This window comes from Solidesulfovibrio sp. C21 (genome assembly GCF_047785625.1).
In the GTDB taxonomy this organism is placed as follows: domain Bacteria; phylum Desulfobacterota; class Desulfovibrionia; order Desulfovibrionales; family Desulfovibrionaceae; genus Solidesulfovibrio.
Genome location: NZ_JBLODY010000004.1, coordinates 52,526 through 76,052 on the forward strand (window position 1 = coordinate 52,526; position 23,527 = coordinate 76,052).

The window sequence follows — 23,527 nt, forward strand, 5'->3', positions numbered from 1 at the left end:
ACAATATTGGCAACATACCCGCAAACATCGATCCAACGGACGTGCATTGCGCTGAGCGCGGCGCTGCTGCTGCTTGTCGCGGCGGCGCTGTGTGAGGTTCCCTGGTGGGCCAGCCTTTCCGGTCTGGCCGTGCTGGCGCTGGGGGTAGCCTCCATGGTCAGCCCACTGTTCGGGCTGATGGTGACGGTGTTCACCCTGATCATCGCGACCGCCAACGCCTTTTACCTGGTGGTCAACACCTTACAGATCCATTTTTATCCCTATTACATACCGCTTGGCTGCACCTGCCTGGGGATACTGGGCCAGGCGGCCCTGCACAAGCAGCGCCTGAAGGTGGCTTCATCGTTTCTGCCGGTCATATTGCTTATTTTCTGCGTCGAGACCCTCACCTTGCTCTGGACGCCGCATTTCTACTGGGGCCTGGCCAATGTGTTCCGGCTCGTTCTCAATGTCGCCCTGTACTATTGCCTGGTCCTGCTTGTGGATACCGAGTGCAAGGCCGACATCCTTTTTAAAACGATCATGGCCAGCGCCCTGATGACCTCGGCGGGCGTCATCGCCGCCACGACGTACAGCTATGACCTGCATCGCTACTTCACCTCGAAGTTCGCCCTCGAACTGCATTTCTACACGATCCGGGCCGGCGGGATCGAATCCTGGAACCAGAGCGCCGGCCTTCTCGCCGTGGCCAGCATCCTGGCCGCCGGCTATGCCGTGCTGGCCCGGACCAGGGGGCGTCGCATCGTGTGGGCCCTGGCCGCGATGTATTTTTTCTGCACCATGCTGCTGCCGGCCAGTCGTGGGGCGCTGCTCGGCTTTCTCGGCGCGGCGGTGCTCTTTTTGCTGGTCCATCCCCTGACCCGCCGGCGGTTCCTCAAGAAAACGACGCTCTTTGTCGGGGTGCTGGTGATCGGCATCCTCGTGACCTCGCCCGAGTACATCGACCGGCTCATGGTGGGCTTCGGCTATACCGGCGAACTGCTTTTCAGCAAGAAGAAGGCCTCGTCGAGCAGCGACAGCGACGCCACCGGCCTGTCCACGCGCTTCAAGATCTGGAAGGCGGGGTTTCGCGATATGGGCGAGGAGCCGGGCACGCTTTTAGGCGGACTTGGCGCGGGCGGATTTACCTATGACGTCAAGGTTTTTGAGGTGCACAACCTCTATTTGGCTTTTTTCTTCGACATGGGCGTGTTCGGCCTGTTTCTGCTCGCCTTTTGGATCGTTACCTTCGTTTGGCGGAGCAGGCCGGTGTTTGACCGCTATGAAGTCTGGCTGTTGCGGCCGCCGGACGGTTTTCGCGCCTCCAGGGATTTCACCCTGGTCATGTTCTTCGCCACGCTGACGGCCGTGGTGTCGGAGTTGGCCATCCACGGTCTGGTGGACTACGACCTGACCTCGTTTGTCTCCCGGTATGTCTTTTTGTATCTGGCGGCCTACGATGTGGTCTTGCGGCTGGCCGAGGCGCAGGGCGGCTCGGTTGTCAGTCGGCTTCCGTCCGAAGGGCGTTTTTTGAAAGGCATGGCCTAACCTTGCCCGGAACCGGAGACTTGCCCCGGTTCCCGCACGGCGGCAGGGGGATGGCGGTCACGAAGAGACCTCTATTTCGTTTTCGAAGCCGCCGCGAAAGGCGTTCGCCAAGGCCGATCTGATGGAATCGGGAAGGCTGCCTGTATGTTGCCGGATTATTTCTCCCTGGCCTCGGCAAGGCAGCGAATCAGGTCTTCGAGCTGGGCCGTCAGGTCGGCGGAGCTTGCCTCGGCCAGTCCCGGCAGGGCGATGATCTGGCGCATGAGCTGGAAGCCGGCGATGATCGACAGCAGCATGGCGGTCCGCATTTCGGGCATGGCCCCCTGGAACTGGTCGGCCACCGGCTTGAGGTAGCGCAAGGCGTTTTCCCGCAGAATCGTCGCTGCCTGCTTGTTCGCCGCCGAGCGCAGCAGGATCAGGATGCCGTCCGGGGTTAGCCCCGGTACGGATTTGGCGATGAGGCGGGCGGCCACATTCCGGCTCAATGTCGCGGGATCGTCCCCGGGCTTGATGATCTCGCTTAAGACGCCGGGCCCGGACAGCGTCACTTCGACGACCTCCTGGAACAGCAATTCCTTCGAGCCGAAATAGCGATTGACGAGCATCGCCGTCACACCGGCGTCCTTGGCGATTTCCCGCACCCCGACGCCGTCGTAGCCGAAACGGGTAAAGGCCAGGCGCGCCGAGTCCAAAATCGCCTGGCGCGTGGCCTGGGCGTTGCGATGCCGTTGGGGGGATTGTTTCGGTGTGTTTTTTCCTGTGCTTTCCACGACTTTTCCCGGCAGCCTGGAAACGGCCTGGCCGTTTAGTTGGCTGTGGTGTGCGCGGGGCTCCTGGCCTTGCCGCCGGGAGCCTTGGCGGTGTGCGGTGCTCGCGGTGCGGCCCCGTGCGTTGGTACCCGGTTGCGTAGCAGATTTTTAATGTATACGATCGTAGACATTCCGTCAAAAGAGGTCTACACCTGTAGAAGAAGTTGACCCACAGCCTTATGCCATTCGGAATCGATCTCGTACTATCTGACAAGACCCACCGATTTTACAAAGGAAAAGGCCACAAGGGCAAAAAGGGAACACGCCGTGGGGCGTGCGTGCATCGTGCGTGCGTGTTGCCACGCGGGGGGCGTTCCCTGGGACATGCGGCGGCCCGGCCCGCCCGGTCCCTGGCATGAACCGTTATCCCGGCAGGCTGGCGTCCGGACAAAGCCACTCGCCGGTTGAGGCACGAATACGTATGTCGCAGCTTTCGCTTCCGTTTCGCGAAGCCGTCAAAACCGGTCTGGCGCTCAGCATCGCCTGCGGCCTGGCCATGGGCATGGGATGGACCAATCCGTATTGGGCCGGACTCGCCGTGGCGGTGGTCAGCATGCCAACTGTCGGTGAATCCATCAACAAGGGCGTGCACCGTTTGCTCGGGACCCTGTTCGGCGGCATTCTCGGCATATTGTGCGTGAGCCTTTTTCCACAAGAGCGGTGGGCTTTCATCGGTTTTCTGTCGCTGGTTATGGGGTTTTGCGCCTACCGCATCACCCTCTCCCGTTACGTGTATTTCTGGTTCATCACCAGCTACGTCGCCATTCTTGTCGGGGCCAATGTGGCCGGCGGATCACAGCATGTCTTTTATACGGCCACGGTTCGCATGGAGGAGACGGCGCTCGGCATCATCGTGTATGCGCTCGTCTCGGTTTTCATCTGGCCGCAGCAGTGCGCCTCCGATGTCCATCGCTTGGTCAAAAGCCTTTTTGGCGTACAGGCGAAAGTAGCGGACCACCATTTTTCCAGAATGCTGTATCCGGATGCCTTAAACGGCGCGGAGAACTGGTACAGCCTGGAGGCGCAGCTTCTCAGCCAATGGAAGCGGCGGCTTTATGCGGCCGAGACGGAGCAATTCGAAATCCATGAGGCCAAGGGGTGGTGGTGGCAACTGGTCGCCTTGTGCCAGGAAATGATGGAGTCCCTGGAGCTGTGGCGGGAGGAGCTGCCCGACTTGGCCGGGTGCGATATCGTCGCCCTGGTGCCGGCCCTGCCGGACTTTCGCCGGGCGTTGCGGCAGCGTCTGGCGAAACTGACCGTGTTCGAGGAAAACGACAATCCGCCGGCGGTTCCTCCCCGGGTGGAACTGGTCATCGACCAGGACTTGTTCGCGGCCTTGCCTCATTTCCAGCAGACGGCCCTGCGCGATGTCGTCCATACCCTGTTACGGGTCGAGCGCCTCAGCTTCGACATCGGCGATTGCCTGCGGATCATCAGGCTGCCGCCGCGCGAACGCATCAAGCCGCCACAGCTCCCCGCGGCCGTGGCGCGCCGGCCCGACGGCGACAGCTTCGCGGCCGCCATACGCATCATGGCCAGCCTCTGGCTGGGCGCGCTGGCCTGGATCTACGTCGATCCGCCGGGCGATATGATGTTTGTGGTGTTTGTGGGCGTGCACGCTTTGATCGGGTTGATGACGCCGCAAATGAACTGGCCGAAGTTCGTCCTTGCCAACAGTATCGGCGTCGTCCTGGCCAGTGTGCTTTATATCTTCGTCATGCCGCGGCTTTCCGGCTATTTCGAGCTGTCCGTACTGCTCTTTATTTTTACGGTCCTCATTTATTACGCCTTTTGGGACCCCCGCGCGACCATGTTGAAGATGGCCGCCATCGTTCCATTTATCATGCTGACCAATATGCAGTCGCAGCAACAGTACGATTTTGCTGTCTTTGCCAACAACGCCGTGGCCATGCTGGGCAGCATGATTTTTGCCGGGGCGGTTTCCGTCATTCCGTTTTCCTTGCGCCCGGAAAAGATGTTCGTGCGCGTCACGACACGTTTCTTCCGCCAGGCCGAGCGGGTCGCCTCCCTTTTCGGGCATTTTTCCGGCCGTGATGCCGGGAAGCGGAACGCTTCGCCTTTGCTCGGGGCCATGCAGACCTCGGTCGGCAAGGTCGGCGGTTGGGCCGCGGGTATCGATTACGGGCTGATGCCCGCCAATCCGCCGGAAAAGGCCGCCGCTTTGGTTTCGAGCCTCAATACCATCACCTATCGCTTTAAGATGCTTGCCGATGCCGGAAAACGCCCCCAACCGCTCTGGCGATATTGCGCCGACGAAGTGGGGCAATGGACCACGGCCATTGGGGAATTGCTCGGGCCCTGGGCGCGGGGGCGCTTCGACGTCGACTCCCCGGGCATGCTGCGGTTGCGGCTGGCGGCGATGGAGGCGCAGTTGGAAGGAACCTTGCGCGCGCTCCCGGACGGTTTCGCGGAAGATGATTACACCAACGCCTACCGGCTGCTCGGCAGTTACCGGGGACTTTACAAGGCGCTCGTCGCCCATGCCGGCTTGGCGGCGGACATCGATTGGGGTTTGTGGCGCGAAGCCCGCTTTTGAACCGGATGAAGGAGAAGGAAATGTTGTCCGCACCGTATGAAGTCAATCTGGCCGGAGTTTTTCTGCCGCCCATGCTGGTGGCGGGAGGTCTTGGCCTGCTGCTGGCCTATTGGTTGACCCGGGCCCTGACCCGGTACCGGCTTTCCCGGTTTTTTGCCGCGCCACCCCTCGTGTTTCTCGCCCTGGTCGTCATTTTGACCGGGGCGATAGAATCCCTGCTTTTTATAAGGTGACATCCATGAAATTGCGTTCCTGGAAAGTGCTTCTCACCACGGTGGTCGTCGTGGCCGCCCTGGGCATGGTCGTCTTCAAGTACCGCCAATACATGCTCGATCCCTGGACACGGGACGGAAAGGTCCGGGCCAATGTCGTCCAGATCGCGCCCCGCGTTTCCGGTCCCATCGTGCGTTTGCCCGTCATCGACAACCAGTTCGTCCATAAGGGGGATGTGCTTTTCGAGATCGACCCCCGGACGTACCAGGCGGCGTTGGATCAGGCCCGGGCCAATCTGGACAAGACGCGCGACGAGATCAAAAACCTGGAAGCCCAGGTCAAAAGCGCGGAGGCGGCTTTGGAGCAAAGTCGCACCACGGTGCGCAACGCCTCCTTCGGGGTGACCAGCGCCAAGGCGCATTCCGAGGAAGTGCACAAGGATCTGGGCCGCAACAAGACCCTGGTGGACAACGGCACCATTGCCAGGCGGGATTACGATCTGAGCCAGGAAAGCGCCATCACCGCCCAGGCGGCCCTGAATCAGGCCGAAACCCAACTCGACAAGGCGGGCGCGGCCAAGCTCCAGGCCAGCGCGGAACTGGCGCAGGCCAAGGCGGCCCTGGGCGCGCCGGGCGAAAACAATCCGCATTTGCGAGAGGCGGTCGCCCAGTGGGAGCAGGCCAAGCTGAATTTCGAATTCACCAAGGTCAGGGCTCCGGTTGACGGGTACGTCACCAATCTGAACCTGCGCCTGGGAAGCCAGGCCGTGGCGAACCAACCGCTTCTGGCGTTGGTCGACGCGGGAAGCTTCTGGGTCGCCGGCTATTTCCGGGAAACCGTCATCAACAACATTCGAAAAGGCGACAAGGCCGTGGTGACGCTCATGTCCTACCCGGAAACGCCGCTTACCGGCGTGGTGGAAAGCATTGGCCAGGGCATCACCCAGGAGGACGGTTCGAGCGGGCAGGATCTTCTGCCCACCATCAGCCCGACATTCGAGTGGATTCGGCTTGCGCAGCGCGTGCCGGTACGGGTGCATATCACGAAAAAACCGCAGGAAGTGGCGCTTCGGGTCGGCACGACCGCATCGGTTCTCGTGCTGACGAAATAAGCCGTTTTTCCCCGCGATCACGCGGACCGCGCAGGAGAAGGCAGGGTTGCGCCACGTTGGCGCAACCCTTTTTTGTGCCGATGAAACCGAGGTCCTGCGGCGACGCAAGGGGCCTGCTTCCTGGGACTGACCGCAGGCAGGATACGCTATTATCCTATTGATAAAAAAGAAAAAAGTTTAGGAAAGGGAGAGCGCGAGAGGGGAGAACCCTTTTCAAAGGGTTTCCCCTCTCGCATCTCTTTTCCCTCTTACCCAAGACAGGTGCAGACGTATTTGATTTCCAGGTACTCGTCGATGCCGTACTTGGAGCCTTCGCGGCCGATGCCGGACTGTTTGACGCCGCCGAAGGGGGCGACTTCGTTGGAGACCAGTCCGGTGTTGTGGCCGACGAGGCCGTATTCCAGGCCCTCGGCCACGCGCCAGACCCGGCCGGCGTTTTCCGTGTAGAAGTAGGCGGCCAGGCCATACTCGGTGTCGTTGGCCGCGGCGATGACTTCCTCTTCGGTCTCGAAGCGGAAAAGCGGGGCCAGGGGGCCGAAGGTCTCCTCGCGGGCCACGCGCATCTCGCGCGTCACGCCGGTCAGGATGGTGGGCTCGAAAAAGCTGCCGCCGAGGGCATGGCGCTTGCCGCCAAGAACCACTTTCGCGCCCTTGGAGACGGCGTCGGCGATGTGGCTTTCCACCTTTTCCACAGCCTTGGCGTCGATCATGGGGCCGATCTGGACGCCCGGCGCGTCGCCCCGGCCGATGGGCATGGCGGCCACGGCGTCGGCGAGCTTTTTCGCGAAGGCGTCGTAGACCCCGGACTGGACGTAGAGCCGGTTGGCGCACACGCAGGTCTGGCCGGCATTGCGGTATTTCGAGGCGATGGCCCCGGCCACGGCGGCGTCGAGGTCGGCGTCGTCGAAGACGATGAAGGGGGCGTTGCCGCCAAGCTCCAGGGAGATGCGCTTGATGGTCGGGGCGCACTGGGCCATGAGCAGGCGGCCGACCTCGGTGGAGCCGGTGAAAGACAGCTTGCGCACGGTGTCGCTGGCCGTCAGCACGGCGCCGATGGCGCGCGAGGAGCCGGTGACGACCTGGAACACGCCGGCCGGAACGCCGGCTTGCTGGGCCAGCTCGGCCAGGGCCAGGGCGGTGAAGGGCGTCTGGGCGGCCGGGCGCACGATCATGGAGCAGCCGGCGGCCAGCGCCGGTCCGGCCTTTCTCGTGATCATGGCGGCCGGGAAATTCCAGGGCGTGATGGCGGCGGTGACGCCGACGGGCTGCTTCAGCACGAGCAGCCGCTTGTCGGCCGTGGGCGCGGGGATCACGTCGCCGTAGACGCGGCGGGCTTCCTCGGCGAACCACTTGATAAATGACGCCGCGTACATGATCTCGCCCTTGGCCTCGGCCAAGGGCTTCCCCTGTTCGGTGGTGAGGATGGTCGCCAGATCGTCGGCGGCCTCCAGAATCAGACCGTACCATTTTTCCAGGACCGCCGCGCGCTGCGTCGCGGCCAGGGCCGCCCAGGGCCGAAAGGCCGCACTCGCCGCCGCGATGACGCCCTCGATTTCCTTTTCGGAGAGCTTGGGCACACGGCCGACCAAGGACCCGTCGGCGGGGTTGGTCACTTCCATGGTTTCGCCGCTGGCCGCCGCGACCCATTGGCCGTTTACAAGGCAGGCTTCGCGGAAAAGTTGCGGATTGGAAAGCTGCAACATGATCTTCCCCCTGTTGGTGCGTTGACGCGTTTGACGCCCGAGTTCGCCGTGCGCGGAGATACGACTGCTGCCATGAAAATAAATAAAACAAATAGGATAGAACTTCATTTCGCGTGTCGGGCAGCGCGCGCGGCAGGCCCGGGGGGCCATTGGGTCCAGGCGTATAAGCCCGGACACGGCCGGCGCGCAAGGGTCGCTTCGTCTTTTTCGTTCGTTGGAAAAGGTTCTGGCGGGCAGGTCGCGGTTGCCTCCAAAGGCGCTTGTGTGCCAGTTTGCGGCAGGGACGCCGGCCGATTGCCGCGCCCCGAAAAAAATTTCGCGGACCTCCCATGCCAGCCCCCTTTACTGACGCCGACATCCTGCGTGCGCTGACCGGCGCCCTGCTCGCCGTGGACGCCGACGGCCGGGTGGTCATGGCCAATCCGGCGGCGAGAAACCTGCTTGGGCCGGAGACGGCCGCCCCGGGCGTCGCCTTGCCCCTGGTGCGGCCCGACCTGTGGCAGGCGGCGGCCGGCTGCCTGGCCAGCGGGCAGGGGGCCTGCGCCACCTTCGCCGTGGCCGGCAACGTGCGCACGGCCCGCATCGTGCCCATCACCGGCGCGGACGGCCGCGTCGCTGGCGCGTCGATCCTGTGCGGCGACGCCCAAGGGGGCTGCGGCCCGGTGGTGGACGACCAGCTGCGTTCCGTGCTCGATTCGGTCTCCGACGGCATCTGGATCTGTACGGGCGATGGCGTGATCCTGGAGATCAACGCCGCCTCGGAGCGCCTCAATTCCGTCGCGGCCGCCGCGTACATCGGCAAGGACGTGGCCTGTATCGTGGCCGACGGCATGGTGGACCGCTCGGCCACGGTCGAGGTCATGGCCACCAAGAAGCAGGCCAGCATGATCCAGCACATCACCCGCACGGGCAAGCAACTGCTGGTCACGGCCTCGCCCGTGTTCGACGCCGACGGCCATGTGTCGCTGGTGGTGGTCAACGAACGCGACGTGACCGAGCTTAATAACCTGCGCCAGGGCTTGCAGCACGCCCGCAAGGTGGAGGAGCGCTACCGCAGCGAGCTGGCCGAGCTTTCGCTCTACGAGCTGTCCCAGAAAGATATCGTGGCCCGCAGTCCGCAAATGCAGCGTACCCTGCGCACGCTTTTGAAACTCGCCCAGATGGACGTGACGCGCATCCTGCTTCTTGGCGAATCCGGCACGGGCAAGGGACTGCTCGCCAAATTCCTGCACCAGGTCAGCCCCCGGGCCAAGAAGCCCTTTATCCAGATCAACTGCCCGGCGGTGCCGGAAAACCTCTTCGAGGCGGAGATCTTCGGCTACGAGCGGGGGGCCTTCACCGGGGCGCGGGAAAGCGGCAAGGCGGGGCTGATCGAGCTGGCCATGGGCGGCACGCTTTTTCTCGACGAGGTGGGCGACATTCCGCTCTCGGTCCAGGCCAAGCTGCTCAAGTATCTCGACGATCACGAGCTGCGCCGCCTTGGCGGGGCCGAGTCCCGGGTGGTGGAATGCCGGGTGGTGGCGGCCACCAACTGCGACATGGAGTCCCTGGTGGAGCGGCGGCTTTTCCGCAAGGACCTCTACTATCGGCTCAACACCTTCGTGGTGCGCATCCTGCCCCTGCGCGAGCGCCGCGAGGACATCTTCGGCCTGGCCGAATTCTACCTGGCCCAGCAAAACGTCCGGCACGGCAAGGCCAAGCGCCTTTCGGCCAAGGCCATGCGGCTGCTTGAGGCCCACGATTTTCCGGGCAACGTGCGCGAACTGGTGAGCCTGATCCAGAAGGCCTTCGTCATGAGCGAGGACGACGACCTCACCGACGCCCTGGAGGAGGCGCTCGCCGGAGATGCCGGGGAGGGCGGGGCGGACGCCGCGCCGCGCAGTCTGGCCGAGTCCACGGACCAGACGAACCTGCGCCGTTTGCGCGAGGCCATGGCCGCCTGCCGCACCACGCGGGAAATGGCCGCCTATCTTGGCGTGAGCCAGGCCACCGTGGTACGCAAACTCAAACGGTACGCCCTGAATCGGGATTGATTCACTTCTGAATCAGAGCCCTCCCGCTGCCGCGCCTCCGGCGGGATGCCTCCCTCGATCGTGCAGAAGGCGTCTTTCCACAACCATCCCGCTACGTTTGCCGTTTTCGCTGCACTCCGGCCCGCTGGTCGGTGTCTGGTGTTTTCCGGTCGTCCTTTCGGTATGGCCGGGGGGCGGGTTTCTTTTGATTTATAATTGAATCAAGGGTAACTTCCTATTATGTAATTATTTTAACAAATTTGACGATTCATTAATGAATCAAGCGTAAGGCCTGAAAGGGGTGGCTGTTTTACAACACACTAAAATTAAATAGCTTTTTAAAAATACTCGGCTGGCGTGTTTTTTGCTCCAGAAACGAGTTGACGTTTAGGTCTTCATGGCAGACCGGCGATTTTGCCCCCAACCGTCAACTTCGAGGATGCTCCGTGAACACCACTGACAAGGCGAGCCAACTGCAAGCGTTGCGTGAACGTTATGTCCCCAAGGGCCATCCCAACGGCACGCCCTTCTTCGTCGAATCCGCCCAGGGCGCCTTGCTGCGCGATGTCGCCGGCCGCGAATTCATCGATTTCGTCGGCGGCATCGGCGTGCTCAACGTCGGCCACTGCCACCCGCGCGTCGTGGCCGCCATCAAGGACCAGGCGGACAAGTACCTCCACACCTGCTCCATGATCACCATGTACGAGCCGTACGTGGAGCTGGCCCGCCGGGTGTGCGAGGCCGCCGCCGGCGAGAGCCCGAAAAAAGCCCTTTTTGTCAATAGCGGTTCCGAAGCCGTGGAAAACACGGTTAAAATCGCCCGCTGCCACACCGGCCGCCCCGGCGCGGTGTCCATGAAGAACGCCTTCCACGGCCGCACGCTTCTGGCCATGAGCCTCACCAGCAAGGTCAAGCCCTACAAGTACGCCTTCGGCCCCATGGCCTCGGAAGTCTACCAGTACCCGTACTACGCCTACTGCTACCGCTGCCCGCTGGGGCTTTCCTATCCCGACTGCGGCGTGGCCTGCGCCGACAAGATGCGCGAATTTTTCATCGGCACCGCCGCCGCCGAACAGATCGCCTGCATCATCGCCGAACCGGTCCAGGGCGAGGGCGGCTTCGTCGTGCCGCCGGCGGAATTCTTCGTGAAGCTTCGGGCCATCTGCGACGAGTTCGGCATCGTGTTCGTGGCCGACGAGGTCCAGTCCGGCTTCGGCCGCACCTCCAAGCTTTTTGCCATGGAGCACTTCGGCGTGGAGCCCGACCTCATGAGCGTGGCCAAGAGCATGGGCGGCGGTCTACCGCTGGCCGGCGTCATCGGCAAGGCGGACATCATGGATTCCGTCCATGTCGGCGGCATCGGCGGCACCTACGGCGGCAACCCGCTGGCCTGCCGGGCCGGCCTCGCCGTCATGGACGCCTTCGAGCAGGACGACCTGCTGGGCGCGGCCGTGCGCCTGGGCGACACGCTCAAAGCCCGGTTCGAGGCCTGGAAGGACGAATTCCCCGTCATCGGCGACGCCCGGGGCCTTGGGGCCATGCGCGCCCTGGAGTTCGTCTCCGACCGGGCGACCAAGGCGCCCTGTCCCGAAGCGGCCAAGGGCGTGGTCAAGTACTGCCAGGACAATGGCTTGCTCGTGCTTTCCTGCGGCAACTTCGGCAACTGCATCCGCGTGCTCATGCCGCTGGTCATCACCGACGAGCAGCTCGCACGCGGCCTGGACATCATGGAACGCGGCATCCGCGAGGTTTCCAAGAACCTCGGCAAATAGACGAGGCCCGACCGACAGCAACCGTCAACCAAGGGGTATTGCATGAAATCGCAGGGTAAACGATCGCTGGTAGCGTGCTGCCTGGCCGCGGCGCTGGGGCTTTTCCTGGCCGCATCGCCGGCCGCCGCCGCCGACAAGGTGATCAAGATCGGCAACGTCGAGCCCCTGTCCGGCCCGTCGGCCTCGGTCGGCGTCCAGGGCAAGCAGGCCCGGGAAATGGCCGTCGAGGAAATAAACGCCGCCGGCGGCATCAAGTCCTTAGGCGGGGCCAAGCTCGACCTCATCTATGCCGACAGCAAGTCCGACCCCACGGTTGGCGTCACCGAGACCGAACGGCTCATCAACACCGAGAAGGTCAACATCCTGACCGGCTGCTGGAACTCCGCCGTCACCTATCCGGCCACCCAGGTTGCCGAGCGTTACGGCATCCCCTTTGTCGTGCCCGTGGCCGTGCGCGACACCATCACCGAGCGCGGCTTCAAGAACATCTTCCGCGTGGCCGCCAAGGACTCCTGGTGGGTGCGCGACCAGTTCCGCTTCCTCAAGGACATGCAGGCGGAAACCGGCACCAAGCTTACGACCATCGCCTTTGTCTTCGAAAACGGCGACTGGGGCACCGGCTTTGCCGAGAAATGGCGCAAGCTGGCCGAAAAGGACGGCTACAAGGTCGTGCTCGACGAGCCCTATCCGTCCACGGCCACGGACCTGACCCCGGTCGTGACCAAGCTTAAGGCCGCCAATCCCGACATCGTGATGCTCGTCTCCAACGCCGCCGACGCCATCCTCTTGACCAACACCATGACCGAAATGCAGCTCAAGCCCAAGGTCGTGCTGACCAGCGGCGGCGGCCATGCCGATCCCAAGTTCCTGGAGAATACCGGCGACAACGCCATGGGCTTTTTCGACGAGGTCGAGTGGAACACCGACGTCAACAAGCCCGGGGCCAAGGAAGCCAACGCCAAGTTCAAGAAGAAGTATGGCTACGACATGACCGGCGAATCCGTGGACGCCTACGCCTCCATGTACGTCATCGCCGACGCCCTGGAACGCGCCGCCTCCACCGACCTGGCCAAGCTCCGCGAGGCCCTGGCCACCACCAAGCTCACCACCGGCCCGGCCATGATCGTCTCCTACGACGGCGTCGAGTTCGACAAGAACGGCCAGAACAAGAATGCCGGCATCGTCATCGTCCAGGTGGCCAAGGTCGACGGCAAACCCCAGCGCGTGACCGTGTGGCCGAAGTCCGCCCGTCGCGCCGGCTACACCCCGGTCTTCCCGGCCAACAAGTAACCCCGCAAGCCGCAAACGCTCCGGACCGCCGCCGCCCGGCGGTCCGGAGCAAACGTCCGGAGAGAAGGCCTCATGACCGAGGTGATACAGTCAATCATAAACGGCCTCATGATGGGCGCCATGTACGGGCTGACCGCCCTCGGACTCACCCTGATCTTCGGGGTGATGAAGGTGATCAACTTCGCCCACGGCTCCCTGCTGATGGTCGGCATGTTCAGCGCCTACTGGCTGATCAAGCTCACGGGCATCCACCCGTACCTGGCCCTTATTATCGTTCCACCAATCCTCTATTTCTTCGGCTACTATCTCCAGGACGTGGTGATAAAGCCCGTGTTCAAGTCCGAGCGGGAAGTGCGCGAGCCGGCGACGGTCATCATCGTCACCACCGGCGTCTGGTACGTCCTCGACAACCTGGCGCTCATGTGCTTCGGCGCCGAATACCGCACCGTGCGCACGGCCATTTCCAACAAGTCCATGGCGCTGGGGCCGTATATCGTCTCGATCCCGAAATTTTCCGGCTTCGTGGTGGCGATCCTGACCGCCGTGGGGCTGGCCCTTTTCATGCGCAAGACCAAGATCGGCATGGCGCTTCGGGCCACCGCCCTTGACCGCGAGGCGGCCAACCTCATGGGCATCGACCAGTACAAGGTCTACAACATCGCCTTTGGCCTCGGCACGGCCATCGCCGGCATCGCCGGCTGCGTGCTCATCCCGTTTTACTACGTCTACCCCTCGGTGGGCGTGGTCTTCGACATCCGGGCCTTTATTATCGTGGTGCTCGGCGGGCTCGGCAGCATTCCCGGGGCGCTGCTCGGGGGCCTGGTGATCGGCCTTGTCGAATCGGTCTTTTCCCAGTTTATGGCCTCGACCTGGACCGAAGCGATCATCTACGCAATTTTCCTTATTATTTTGTTCGTAAAACCCTCGGGTTTTTTCGGCAACAAACAGGACTGGTAGGAGGGGACATCGTGAGCCGAAAACAACTCGACACGTCGCTTCTGGGCTTGGCCGCCCTGGTCGCCTTCGGGCTGCCTCTGGTGGTCACCTCGCCAACCTACCTGCAAATTCTCATTTTGCTCTTTTTCTACGCCTACCTGACCACGTCGTGGAACCTGGTCGGCGGCTTTGCCGGCGTGCTGCCTCTCGGGCATTCCGTCTTCGTCGGCATCGGGGCCTACACCTCGACCATCCTGACCCTGCAATACGGCGTTTCGCCCTGGCTCGGCATGTTGGTCGGCGGGGTGCTGGCCGCCATCGTCGGCATCATCATGGGACTCCCCACCTTCCGGTTGCGCGGGGCCTATTTCTGCCTGTGCACCATCGCCTTTGCCGAGGGCATCCGGGTCATCGTCGAAAACATCAACTACCTCGGGCCGCTCCACGTCAACGGACCCCGGGGACTTTTAATTCCGCTTACGCAGGGCTCGTTCTGGAATTACCAGTTCATGTCCAAGCTGCCCTATTATTACATCATTCTCGTCATGCTGGTCCTCGTGCTGTTCCTGACCTGGGGCATCTCCCGGTCCAAGATCGGCTATTACCTGGCCGCCGGCGGCGAGGAGCCGGAAGCGGCCGGGGCCCTTGGCATCAACGTGGCCAACTACAAGCTTCTGGCCATGGCTTTGTCATGTTTCTTCACGGCCCTGGCCGGCACCTTCTACGCCCAGCTCATGCTCTATTTCTATCCCAAGGGGCTCATGGGGCTCGACCTCTCCTTCGAGATCGCCTTTATCGCGCTCATCGGCGGCCGGGGCACCATCGCCGGCCCGGTCATCGGCGCGCTGGTGCTTCGGCCCTTAAACGAGTTCACCCGCATCTATTTAAGCGACATGCTGCCGGGCCTGCACCTAGTCATCTTCGGCCTCATCCTCATCCTGGTCATGCTCTACAAGCCGCAGGGCCTGACCGCGCCGCTGGCCGCCGCCTACGACAAACTCGCCCGCAAGATCACCCGCGACGACACCCCCAAGGGAGAAGCCGCATGAGCAACATCCTTGAAATAACGGCCCTGACCAAGAACTTCGGCGGACTGACGGCGGTCAGTTCCCTGGACCTGCATATCGCCGAAGGCGAGATCATGGCCCTTATAGGCCCAAACGGGGCGGGCAAATCCACGGTCTTCAACCTCGTGGCCGGCGTCTACGCGCCGACCGAGGGGACCATCCGCTTCAAGGGGGAGGTCATAAACGGCCGCAAGCCCTGGGACCTGTGCAAGATGGGGCTGGCCCGCACCTTCCAGATCGTCAAACCCTTCGCCACCAAAACCGTCCTCTATAATGTCATGGTCGGGGCCTTCCTCCACAGCGTCACCACCCACAAGGCCCGGGAGAAGGCCGAGGAGGTCATCGCCACCCTGGGCCTCGGGGATTTGCGCGACCGTCTGGCCGGAAGCCTCACCATCGCCGACCGCAAGCGCCTGGAGATCGGCAAGGCGCTGGCAACCAACCCCGAGTTGCTGCTTCTCGACGAGGTCATGGCCGGTCTGCGCCCGACCGAGGTCGACGACATGATCGCCATCATCAAGGGACTTCGCGACCGGGGCGTGACGGTCTTCGTCATCGAGCACATCATGCGCGCCGTCATGGCCCTCTCCGACCGGGTGGCCGTGCTCCAGTTCGGCCAGAAGATCGCCGAGGGCACCCCCGAAGAGGTGACCAGGGACGAGAACGTCATCAAGGCCTACCTGGGAGGCGACTATGACGCTGCTTAGCGTGGAACATATCGACGTGGCCTACGGCGACGTCCAGGTCATAAATGACCTGTCCCTGACCGTGGAGGAGGGGGAGGTCGTCAGCATCATCGGCGGCAACGGCGCGGGCAAGTCCACGCTGCTCAAGACCATCTCCGGCCTGCTCTCCCCGACTTCGGGCATCATTCGCTTTCGGGGCGAGCCCATCCAGAGCCTGCCGCCCGAGCGCATCGTCGAACGCGGCATCGTCCAGGTGCCCGAGGGACGGCGGCTTTTTTCGCTTATGACCGTGGCCGAGAACCTGGCCATCGGCGCCTACACGCCACGGGCCTACAAGGAGCGGGAAAGGACGTTGCGCCAGGTGCATGCGCTGTTGCCGCGCCTGCTCGAACGCCAGGACCAGATGGCCATGACGCTTTCCGGCGGCGAGCAGCAGATGGTGGCCATCGGCCGGGGGCTTATGGCCCTGCCGGGGCTGCTCATGCTCGACGAGCCGTCGCTCGGCCTGGCCCCGATCCTGGTCAAGTCCATCTTCGAAACGCTGCGCAAGATCGCCGACACCGGCACCACGGTGCTTCTGGTCGAACAGGACGTGAACCATTCGCTGAAACTGTCCGACCGGGGCTACGTGCTGGAGCACGGCCGGGTGGCTCTTTCCGGCGAAGCCGGGCAGCTGCTCGAAAACCCGCACATCAAGACGGCCTATCTGGGCATTTGACGATATCCCGGCGGGGGGCCCCGTTCGGGGCCCTGTCCGCCTCACCTTTAGCGCAAGGAGCCAGACAGATGCTCGTCGGGGATTGGATGTCGCAAAACGTCGTCACGGCGACCGGGGACGTGTCCATGATCAAGGCCGGGCGAATGATGCGCGATCGCAAAATCCGCCGTCTGCCCGTCGTGGACAAGGACGGCAAGCTCATCGGCATCGTGTCCGAGCGCGATCTGAAAGCGGCCTCGCCTTCGGACGCCACCTCCCTGGACATGTACGAACTGACCTATCTGCTCTCGGAGATGAAGGTCAAAAACATCATGACCGCCTCGCCGCGCTTCCTCCGGCCCACGGACACGGTGGAGCGGGCGGCGCTGATCATGCGCGACCTCAAGATCGGCAGCCTCCCCGTGGTGGATGCGGCCGGCAAGGTGGTGGGCATCATCACGGACACCGACATCTTCCGGCTGCTCGTGTCCATCACCGGCATCGACCAGGGCGGGATTCAGATCGGGCTGCGCCTGGGCACGGCCGAGGGGAGCCTCAAGCCCGTGCTCGACGCCCTGCGCGGCCACGAGGCGCGCATCATCAGCATCCTGTCTTCCTACGACCAGGCCGACCCGTCGCGCCGCGACGTCTCCATCCGCATCCAGGGTCTGCCGGAAACCCGCGAACGTGAACTGCACACGCTCCTGGAAAAAAACTGCCAAGTGCTTTCCTGGACCAGGGACTAGGGCCGGGAGAGAATGGAAGAAAGCCCAAACGCGAGCGGGGACGCCCTCTCAAAGGGCGTCCCCGCTCGCGTTTGAAAGGCTTTCCCCTTCGCGTGCCGTGTCTAATTTCCTAACAGCGATTTTTTCCAGTAGGCCGAACGTGTCTTCATGGTTTGTTCGAGCCGGGCCAGTTCGCGGCGGTCGTCGTCGCTTTTGGCGGCGGCCTTGGCCTTGTCCATCTGGAATTTGGCCTGGCGGGGATTGTTCTCGTAGATGGCGGCGTAGGTGAGGTTGAGGTAGGCGTGAAAGATGTCGCCGGCCTGGCCGAGAATTTGTCCGTAGAGGGCGCGGATTTCCGGGTTCTCCGGCACGCGCATGCGCACCTGGTCCAGGTAGCGCACGGCTTCCCTGTAATTGCCTTCCTGGGCCAGCATGCGGCCGTATTCGTAGTTGGCGTCGATATCCCGGGGATTTTGCCGCAGGGCCGCCTGGAGCAGGCTCTTGGCCCGGGCGAAATCGCGGATTTTGAGGAAATACCGGCCCGATTCGCGCAGCACCAGCGCATCCTTGCCGCCGCAGGCAAGCGCCGTCTCGAAGGCCGATTTGGCCTGACTCACGTCGGCCAGGGACCGGGACAGGGCGATGGCCAGCCCGAGCTTGTCCAGGCAGGTGGCCTTGTCCCCGAGCTTGCGGAAATAGGCCACCGCGTTCTTGGGATCGGTGTAGCGGGCGCGCACCAGCATCTGGGCCCGCTTGAAGGCCACGTCGTCGTCCTTGCGGTCGAGCACGTTTTTGGGCAGCAGCTTCAGCCGGTCCCTGAGGTAGCCCATGCGTTCCTCGAGGCCGGGGTGGGTGCTCAGGTAGGTGGGAATGATGCCGCCGCCCTGCATGAAGCGCAGCCGGCGCATGGTTTCGAAGGCGTCGACGAGCCCTTGGGGCCGGTAGCCGGCGGCGACGAGCGTGTTCATGCCGACCTGGTCGGCCTCGCGTTCGTCGTCGCGGGAATATTTCAGGTAGGCATGGGCCGAGGCCGCTTGCGAGCCGATGGCGACGGCGCTGCCGAGGTCCCGGTTGCCGGTTGTCTGGCCGAGGAGCACGCCGGCCAGGACGCCGACGAGCTGGCCGATGGACAGGGCCTGCATTTCGCCCATGCGCTTGGCGATGTGCTGCTGGCTGACGTGCCCCAGTTCGTGGGCCAGGACGCCGGCCACTTCGGACTCGTGATCCATCTGGAGCAGAAGGCCGGTATAGACGAAGACGTAGCCGGCCGGGCCGGCAAACGCGTTGACGGCGTTGTTGTTGATGACGCCGAGGGTGATGGGGAAGGCCATGGGCGGTTTGACCCGCACCAGCCGGTTGATGATGCCCTGGATGTAATCGTTGACCTCGGTGTCTTCGATCAGCGGCATCCGGGCGCGGATCAGCGCATTGAACTTCTCGCCGAGTTCGCGCTCGTCCTTGAGGTCGAAGGAGAAAAAGCTGGCCTGGGCCGCGGGGACAAGGACCGCGGTCACAAAGAAAAAGACGGCGGCCAGGGCTGCGGCCAGACGCCGGGACCCGCCCGGCACGAAGCGGAAGCGTTGGACGGACATGGCTGGTACATATCCCGATACAGGCGGGAAGGAAAGCCGGAGGCGTTTCCCTAACCCATGTTTAATATACGGCTTTCGAGCAGACGGGCGCAAAATCCCGGCGAGGGGGGAGCGGCCGGCGGGCCGGCCGTTCCCCGGGCGGGTGAAAAACCGGAGCCTTCCCCGGTTATCTGTTCATGAGATCGAGGAATTCGCGATTGGTTTTGCTGCCGCGCATTTTGTCGAGCAAAAACTCCATGGAATCGATGGGGCTCATGGGGGCGAGCAACTTGCGCAGAATCCAGACGCGGTTGAGCACGTCGGTTTCGAGCAGCAGTTCTTCCTTGCGCGTGCCGGACCGGTTGATGTCGATGGCCGGGAAGACGCGCTTTTCGGCCAGGTGCCGGTCCAGATAGATTTCCATGTTGCCGGTGCCCTTGAACTCCTCGAAAATGACTTCGTCCATGCGGGAGCCGGTGTCGATGAGCGCCGTGGCGATGATGGTCAGCGAGCCGCCGCCCTCGATATTGCGGGCCGCGCCGAAAAAGCGCTTGGGCCGCTGCAGGGCGTTGGCGTCCAGGCCGCCGGAAAGCACGCGTCCGGACGAGGGGGTCACGGCGTTGTAGGCGCGGCCGAGGCGGGTGATGCTGTCGAGCAGGATGACCACGTCGATTTTGCGCTCGACGAGCCGCTTGGCCTTTTCGATGACCATCTCGGCGACCTGCACATGGCGCTGGGGCGGTTCGTCGAAGGTGGAGGAGACGACCTCGGCCTTGACCGTGCGTTCCATGTCCGTGACTTCCTCGGGGCGTTCGTCGATCAAGAGGACAATGAGGAAGACGTCGGGGCGGTTGGCGTTGATCGAGTTGGCGATGGTCTGCAGCAGCATGGTCTTGCCGGTGCGGGGCGGGGCGACGATGATGCCGCGCTGCCCATGGCCGATGGGGGTCAGGAGATCGATGACCCGGGACGAGTAGTTTTCCGCCCCGTTTTCCATGACGTAGCGCTTGTCAGGATAAAGCGGCGTCAGGTTGTCGAAGAGCACCAGGTTTCGCGAGGCCTCGGGCGGGGCGAAGCCGATCTCGCCCACGCGCAGCAGGGCGAAGTAGCGTTCGCCTTCCTTGGGCGGGCGGATCTGGCCGGAGACCACGTCGCCCTTGCGCAGGCCGAAGCGGCGGATCTGGGACGGCGAGACGTAGATGTCGTCGGGGCCCGGCATGTAGCTGTACATGGGCGATCGCAGAAATCCGAAGCCGTCGGGCAGGATTTCCAGCACGCCTTCGCCGAAAATGGCCCCGTTTTGCGAGGCGCAGCTTTGCAGCAGGGCGAAGATGAGCTCCTGCTTGCGCATGCCGTTGGGATTCTCGACGTTGTATTGGACGGCCAGGTCCATCAACTCGGGCATGCTTTTAAGCTTCAGTTCGGAGAGGTTCATAGACGTCTCCATAAGGCCCGGTTTCGCTGAAGGTGGTTGCAGGATGTCGTCGCTTTCGACGGGATCGGAAGGTGCGGGAGGGGGTGGGGACTGGGGCGGACGTCCACGGCGTTTTGGTGCGTTGCTCACAGAAATAGCCCGGCGCAAAGAGGCGCGTATTGAAGTGAAAGAAAAAACCCGATGCAGCGTGAGTTCAGTGGAGCCGATCCACAGGGGAAACGGCATAAACTCGCTTTTTTACGGGGACCAGGGCAGTGGGGGACAGACCGACAACGGCCTGGAACGATCCATATACATTTTCCGGGGTCTGTCAAGCGTGTGGGCGGCCCTTGTTTGAAAAGAGCCGCCCTCCCGGATCATTCCTCGGGTTTCGGAGCCAGCACGTCGGCGAAAATCTCGTTGATGACGTCTTTGATTTCCTGCTGGTCTTTGTCCAGAGCCAGGGCCAGCTCCAGGGTCAAAAGGCTCGTGGCCTGTTCGAGCAATCGGCGCTCGCCAAAGGAAAGTTCCTTGTTCTGGCCGATTAGAAGCAACTCCTTGAGCACATAGGCCACGTCGGCCAGGTCGCCGCTTTTCAGTTTCTCGGAATATTCGCGGTAACGGCGATTCCAGTTTTGGCCGGTATAGCCGGTAAAATCCGACCGGTCTTTGAGGGACTCGATGATGGCCAGTCCTTGCTCGGCCGTACAGAGCGGACGCAGACCCACGTTTTCGGCGTTGGCCACCGGCACCATGAGCGTGACGTTGTTGCTAAGGATACGAACGATAAAGAAATCAGCCGAGGTCCCGCCGATCACTTGGGTCTCGATACGTTCGACCCTGCCCACTCCCTGGGCCGGATACACGACAAGTTGTTCCTCGGAAAACACCGTTCGACTCCTTTCGGAAATCGCGCATCATGCCTGCACGATCGCCGTCTAGGAGTAAAAATAGCGCACTTGCCGCCATGTGTCCACGCATTCGGTCGTGAAGCTCAAAGCCTGGGGGGGGAATAAGGCGCGCCGAGCGGAAAATGGAGCCTGTTTTTCAGCCGGATGTGGCGGTAAAAGCCCCGGCCCGACTCATCGCCGTCTCCAGGCCCTCCTCGAAATACGTGAAAACGGCGTCCACGGCGGCTGGCAGAATCTGGCGCACCACGGCCATTTCCTCGCTGCGAAAGGGCTCGAGCACGTAGCCGGCCACGTCGCGTCCCGGCTCGGGCCGGCCGATGCCCAGGCGCAGCCGGACGAAATCCGGACTGCCGAGTTCCTGGGTCAGGGATTTGAGGCCGTTGTGCCCGGCGTTGCCGCCGCCGCGCTTGGCCCGCATGCGCCCGAGCGGCAGGTCGAGTTCGTCGTGGATGGCCAGGACGTCGGTTGGGGCGAGCTTGTAGAAGGCCATGGCCGCACGCACGGCCCGGCCGCTTAGGTTCATGTAGGTCAGGGGCTTGACGCACACGAACTGGGCGAACGCGCCGCCCGGCAGCACGGGCAGGGCGATGGCGACGGCGTCCATGTCCTTGTGGGAGGTCATGGCCGCCTTGGGCGCGCCGCCGAGTTCGCGCGCCCGGGCGATCAGGGCGTCGACGGCCATGAAGCCGAAATTGTGCCGCGTCGCGGCATAGCGGGGGCCGGGATTGCCAAGGCCAACGATAAGGGCGGAAACAGCCATGGGTCGCTTTTTTCCCGGGTAGTGGCAGCGGCGTCAAAAAGGGCGGGACGCACCCGGAATTCCGGTGGCGCGTCCCGCCCGAAAGGCGCGATGCCGTTGGCGTGCGTCTGGTTAGGCCTCTGCAGCGGCCGGGGCGGCAGCCGGCGTTTCCGCGGCCTCTTCCTCCCCTTGATCCTCGGCCTCGGGCGTGACCACGGCCAGCAGCGAGAAGTTGTCCTCGTAGACCGCCTTGACGCCCTCGGGCAGGGCCACATCGGCGATCTGGACGCTTTCGTTGACGTCGAGGTCGGTGATGTCGATGACCACCTTGTCCGGGATGGCCAGGGGCAGACAGATGACCTCGATGGATTCGCGGTAGACTTCCAGGGCGCCGCCCGCGACCTGGCCCTTGGCCTTGCCGGTGACGACCACGGGAATGTGCACCCGGATGGCCTTGGTCAGGTCCACGCCGTAGAAGTCCACGTGGGTGATTCGGGGCTTGGTCGGGTGGTGCTCGACCTTCCACAGCAGGGACGGCTTGGTCTCCTCACCGGCGTCGGAGGCGATCTTGAGCTCGAAGACGTGGGAGGAGGCGGTCTTGGCGTAGAGTTTTTGCAGCGGGAGGTGATCGACCATGACCGGGATGTTGGCTCCGGTGTCGTCGTAATAGATACCGGGGACCATGCCCGTGGCACGCAGCTTCCGGTTGGCCCCCTTGCCAAAGCCCGTGCGGGTCTTGACGGCGAGGGAAAGGGTCTCTTTCATGGCGGGTATCTCCTTTGCGCCCGTGGGCGAAATATGATTTTGGGTCAGGCGGCGTGTGGCCGGCATTTACGTGAAAAGCACACTCACCGAGGATTCGGTGTGGATGTTGTGGATGGCTTTGGCCAGAAGCCCGGCGATGGACAGGACCTTGATCTTGGAACAGGCCCTGGCCGTTTCGTTGAGCGGAATGGTATTGGTGGTGACGATCTGGGTAAAGGGCGAGGCTTCCAGGCGCTCGATGGCCGGGCCGGAGAGCACGGCGTGGGTGGCGGCGGCCATGACTTCGCGGGCGCCGTTTTCGAGCAGCACGGTGCCGGCCTGGCACATGGTGCCGGCGGTGTCGATCATGTCGTCCAAAACCACGCACAGCTTGTCGGTGACGTCGCCTATGACGTGCATGGCCTGGGCCTGGTTGGGGGCGTCGCGGCGCTTGTCGATGATGGCGAGGCTGCCGCCCAGGCGCTTGGCGAAGGACCGGGCCCGCTCCACGCCGCCGGCGTCGGGGGACACCACGCAGACGTTTTCCCCGGAAAATTCCTTGAAATATTCGGCCATGATCGGGGCGGAAAAAAGATTGTCCACGGGCAGGTTGAAAAAGCCCTGGATCTGGCCGGCGTGCAGGTCGATGGTGAGCAGGCGGTTCATGCCGGCGATGGTGAGGAAATCGGCCACGAGCTTGGCGGAAATCGGCGCGCGCGGGGCCACCTTGCGGTCCTGGCGAGCGTAGCCGTAGTAGGGGACCACGGCGGTGACGCGCTGGGCGCTGGCGCGCTTTAAGGCGTCGAGGATCAGGCACAGCTCCATCAGGTTGTAGTTGACCGGATACGAGGTGGACTGAACCACGAAAATATCGCAGCCACGGACGTTGGCGCCGATTTCGACGCGTATCTCGCCGTCGCTGAACGTGCCGACTTTGGCCGGAAGCAGGGTGCAGCCGAGATGGTCGCAGATGGCTGCGGCCAGGACGGGATTGGATGTTCCGGTCAGTATTTTCAGATCGCCTTGCGCCATGCCGGGCCTCT

At 63.2% G+C, this 23,527-nt stretch carries 20 protein-coding genes; 12 read left to right on the forward strand and 8 right to left on the reverse strand.

The window, feature by feature from the left end; genetic code table 11:
* Positions 1–6: 6 nt before the first annotated feature.
* Positions 7–1,527, forward strand: coding sequence for an O-antigen ligase family protein (locus ACMZ6R_RS02350; protein ID WP_416109209.1), 1,521 nt, complete (start codon positions 7–9; stop codon positions 1,525–1,527).
* A gap of 155 nt (positions 1,528–1,682) precedes the next feature.
* Here the strand turns inward: ACMZ6R_RS02350 and ACMZ6R_RS02355 are convergent, their stop codons facing one another.
* Positions 1,683–2,297, reverse strand: coding sequence for a TetR/AcrR family transcriptional regulator (locus tag ACMZ6R_RS02355; RefSeq protein ID WP_416109211.1), 615 nt, complete (start codon positions 2,295–2,297; stop codon positions 1,683–1,685).
* A gap of 460 nt (positions 2,298–2,757) precedes the next feature.
* On the opposite strand from ACMZ6R_RS02355, the gene ACMZ6R_RS02360 reads away from it, so the two are divergent.
* From ACMZ6R_RS02360 to ACMZ6R_RS02370, 3 genes are read left to right on the forward strand one after another with little or no spacing between them, the layout of a single operon-like run.
* Positions 2,758–4,893, forward strand: coding sequence for an FUSC family protein (locus tag ACMZ6R_RS02360; RefSeq protein ID WP_416109212.1), 2,136 nt, complete (start codon positions 2,758–2,760; stop codon positions 4,891–4,893).
* Between the two features lie 20 nt (positions 4,894–4,913).
* Entirely contained in the window at positions 4,914–5,126 is a 213-nt protein-coding gene (locus ACMZ6R_RS02365; protein WP_416109214.1) for a DUF1656 domain-containing protein, read from the forward strand.
* A gap of 5 nt (positions 5,127–5,131) precedes the next feature.
* Complete coding sequence (locus tag ACMZ6R_RS02370) at positions 5,132–6,217, forward strand: HlyD family secretion protein (protein WP_416109215.1); 1,086 nt, start codon at positions 5,132–5,134, stop codon at positions 6,215–6,217.
* A gap of 248 nt (positions 6,218–6,465) precedes the next feature.
* On the opposite strand, the gene ACMZ6R_RS02375 is transcribed toward ACMZ6R_RS02370, so the two are convergent.
* The gene (locus ACMZ6R_RS02375) at positions 6,466–7,920 is read right to left on the reverse strand and encodes an NAD-dependent succinate-semialdehyde dehydrogenase (RefSeq protein WP_416109217.1); all 1,455 of its coding nucleotides are present in this window, start codon (positions 7,918–7,920) and stop codon (positions 6,466–6,468) included.
* Between the two features lie 329 nt (positions 7,921–8,249).
* Here ACMZ6R_RS02375 and ACMZ6R_RS02380 point away from each other — a divergent pair, with 329 nt between their 5' ends.
* From ACMZ6R_RS02380 to ACMZ6R_RS02415, 8 genes are all read left to right on the forward strand, one after another.
* Positions 8,250–9,953 (forward strand): sigma 54-interacting transcriptional regulator, encoded by a 1,704-nt coding sequence (locus tag ACMZ6R_RS02380; protein ID WP_416109219.1) that lies wholly within the window; start codon positions 8,250–8,252, stop codon positions 9,951–9,953.
* Between the two features lie 425 nt (positions 9,954–10,378).
* Complete coding sequence (gene gabT / locus ACMZ6R_RS02385) at positions 10,379–11,704, forward strand: 4-aminobutyrate--2-oxoglutarate transaminase (protein ID WP_416109221.1); 1,326 nt, start codon at positions 10,379–10,381, stop codon at positions 11,702–11,704.
* Positions 11,705–11,746: 42 nt separating this feature from the next.
* The gene (locus ACMZ6R_RS02390; RefSeq protein WP_416109223.1) at positions 11,747–12,994 is read left to right on the forward strand and encodes an ABC transporter substrate-binding protein; all 1,248 of its coding nucleotides are present in this window, start codon (positions 11,747–11,749) and stop codon (positions 12,992–12,994) included.
* 72 nt (positions 12,995–13,066) lie between these two features.
* On the forward strand, positions 13,067–13,951 hold the full coding sequence (locus ACMZ6R_RS02395; protein WP_005994335.1) for a branched-chain amino acid ABC transporter permease: 885 nt from the start codon (positions 13,067–13,069) through the stop codon (positions 13,949–13,951).
* 11 nt (positions 13,952–13,962) lie between these two features.
* A complete protein-coding gene (locus ACMZ6R_RS02400) occupies positions 13,963–14,979 on the forward strand; it encodes a branched-chain amino acid ABC transporter permease (RefSeq protein WP_416109224.1) in 1,017 nt (338 codons plus the stop codon).
* Positions 14,976–15,704 (forward strand): ABC transporter ATP-binding protein, encoded by a 729-nt coding sequence (locus ACMZ6R_RS02405; RefSeq protein ID WP_416109225.1) that lies wholly within the window; start codon positions 14,976–14,978, stop codon positions 15,702–15,704. The genes ACMZ6R_RS02400 and ACMZ6R_RS02405 overlap by 4 nt, the downstream gene beginning before the upstream one ends.
* The gene (locus tag ACMZ6R_RS02410) at positions 15,691–16,401 is read left to right on the forward strand and encodes an ABC transporter ATP-binding protein (RefSeq protein WP_416109226.1); all 711 of its coding nucleotides are present in this window, start codon (positions 15,691–15,693) and stop codon (positions 16,399–16,401) included. The genes ACMZ6R_RS02405 and ACMZ6R_RS02410 overlap by 14 nt, the downstream gene beginning before the upstream one ends.
* A gap of 68 nt (positions 16,402–16,469) precedes the next feature.
* Positions 16,470–17,126, forward strand: a complete 657-nt coding sequence (locus tag ACMZ6R_RS02415) for a CBS and ACT domain-containing protein (protein WP_416109228.1) — start codon at positions 16,470–16,472, stop codon at positions 17,124–17,126.
* A gap of 101 nt (positions 17,127–17,227) precedes the next feature.
* Here ACMZ6R_RS02415 and ACMZ6R_RS02420 read toward each other — a convergent pair whose 3' ends face one another.
* The 6 genes from ACMZ6R_RS02420 to ACMZ6R_RS02445 all read right to left on the reverse strand — a co-directional run bounded on the left by ACMZ6R_RS02420 (position 17,228) and on the right by ACMZ6R_RS02445 (position 23,516).
* A complete protein-coding gene (locus tag ACMZ6R_RS02420) occupies positions 17,228–18,697 on the reverse strand; it encodes a M48 family metalloprotease (RefSeq protein ID WP_416109230.1) in 1,470 nt (489 codons plus the stop codon).
* 166 nt (positions 18,698–18,863) lie between these two features.
* Positions 18,864–20,111 (reverse strand): transcription termination factor Rho, encoded by a 1,248-nt coding sequence (rho, locus tag ACMZ6R_RS02425; protein WP_416109231.1) that lies wholly within the window; start codon positions 20,109–20,111, stop codon positions 18,864–18,866.
* Between the two features lie 356 nt (positions 20,112–20,467).
* Complete coding sequence (locus ACMZ6R_RS02430) at positions 20,468–20,980, reverse strand: CarD family transcriptional regulator (protein ID WP_416109232.1); 513 nt, start codon at positions 20,978–20,980, stop codon at positions 20,468–20,470.
* 157 nt (positions 20,981–21,137) lie between these two features.
* Entirely contained in the window at positions 21,138–21,761 is a 624-nt protein-coding gene (gene pth, locus ACMZ6R_RS02435) for an aminoacyl-tRNA hydrolase (RefSeq protein ID WP_416109233.1), read from the reverse strand.
* Positions 21,762–21,872: 111 nt separating this feature from the next.
* Positions 21,873–22,505: a 50S ribosomal protein L25/general stress protein Ctc gene (locus tag ACMZ6R_RS02440; RefSeq protein ID WP_416109234.1), complete on the reverse strand. Its 633-nt coding sequence runs from the start codon at positions 22,503–22,505 to the stop codon at positions 21,873–21,875.
* A gap of 66 nt (positions 22,506–22,571) precedes the next feature.
* Entirely contained in the window at positions 22,572–23,516 is a 945-nt protein-coding gene (locus ACMZ6R_RS02445) for a ribose-phosphate diphosphokinase (RefSeq protein WP_416109235.1), read from the reverse strand.
* Positions 23,517–23,527: the final 11 nt, after the last annotated feature.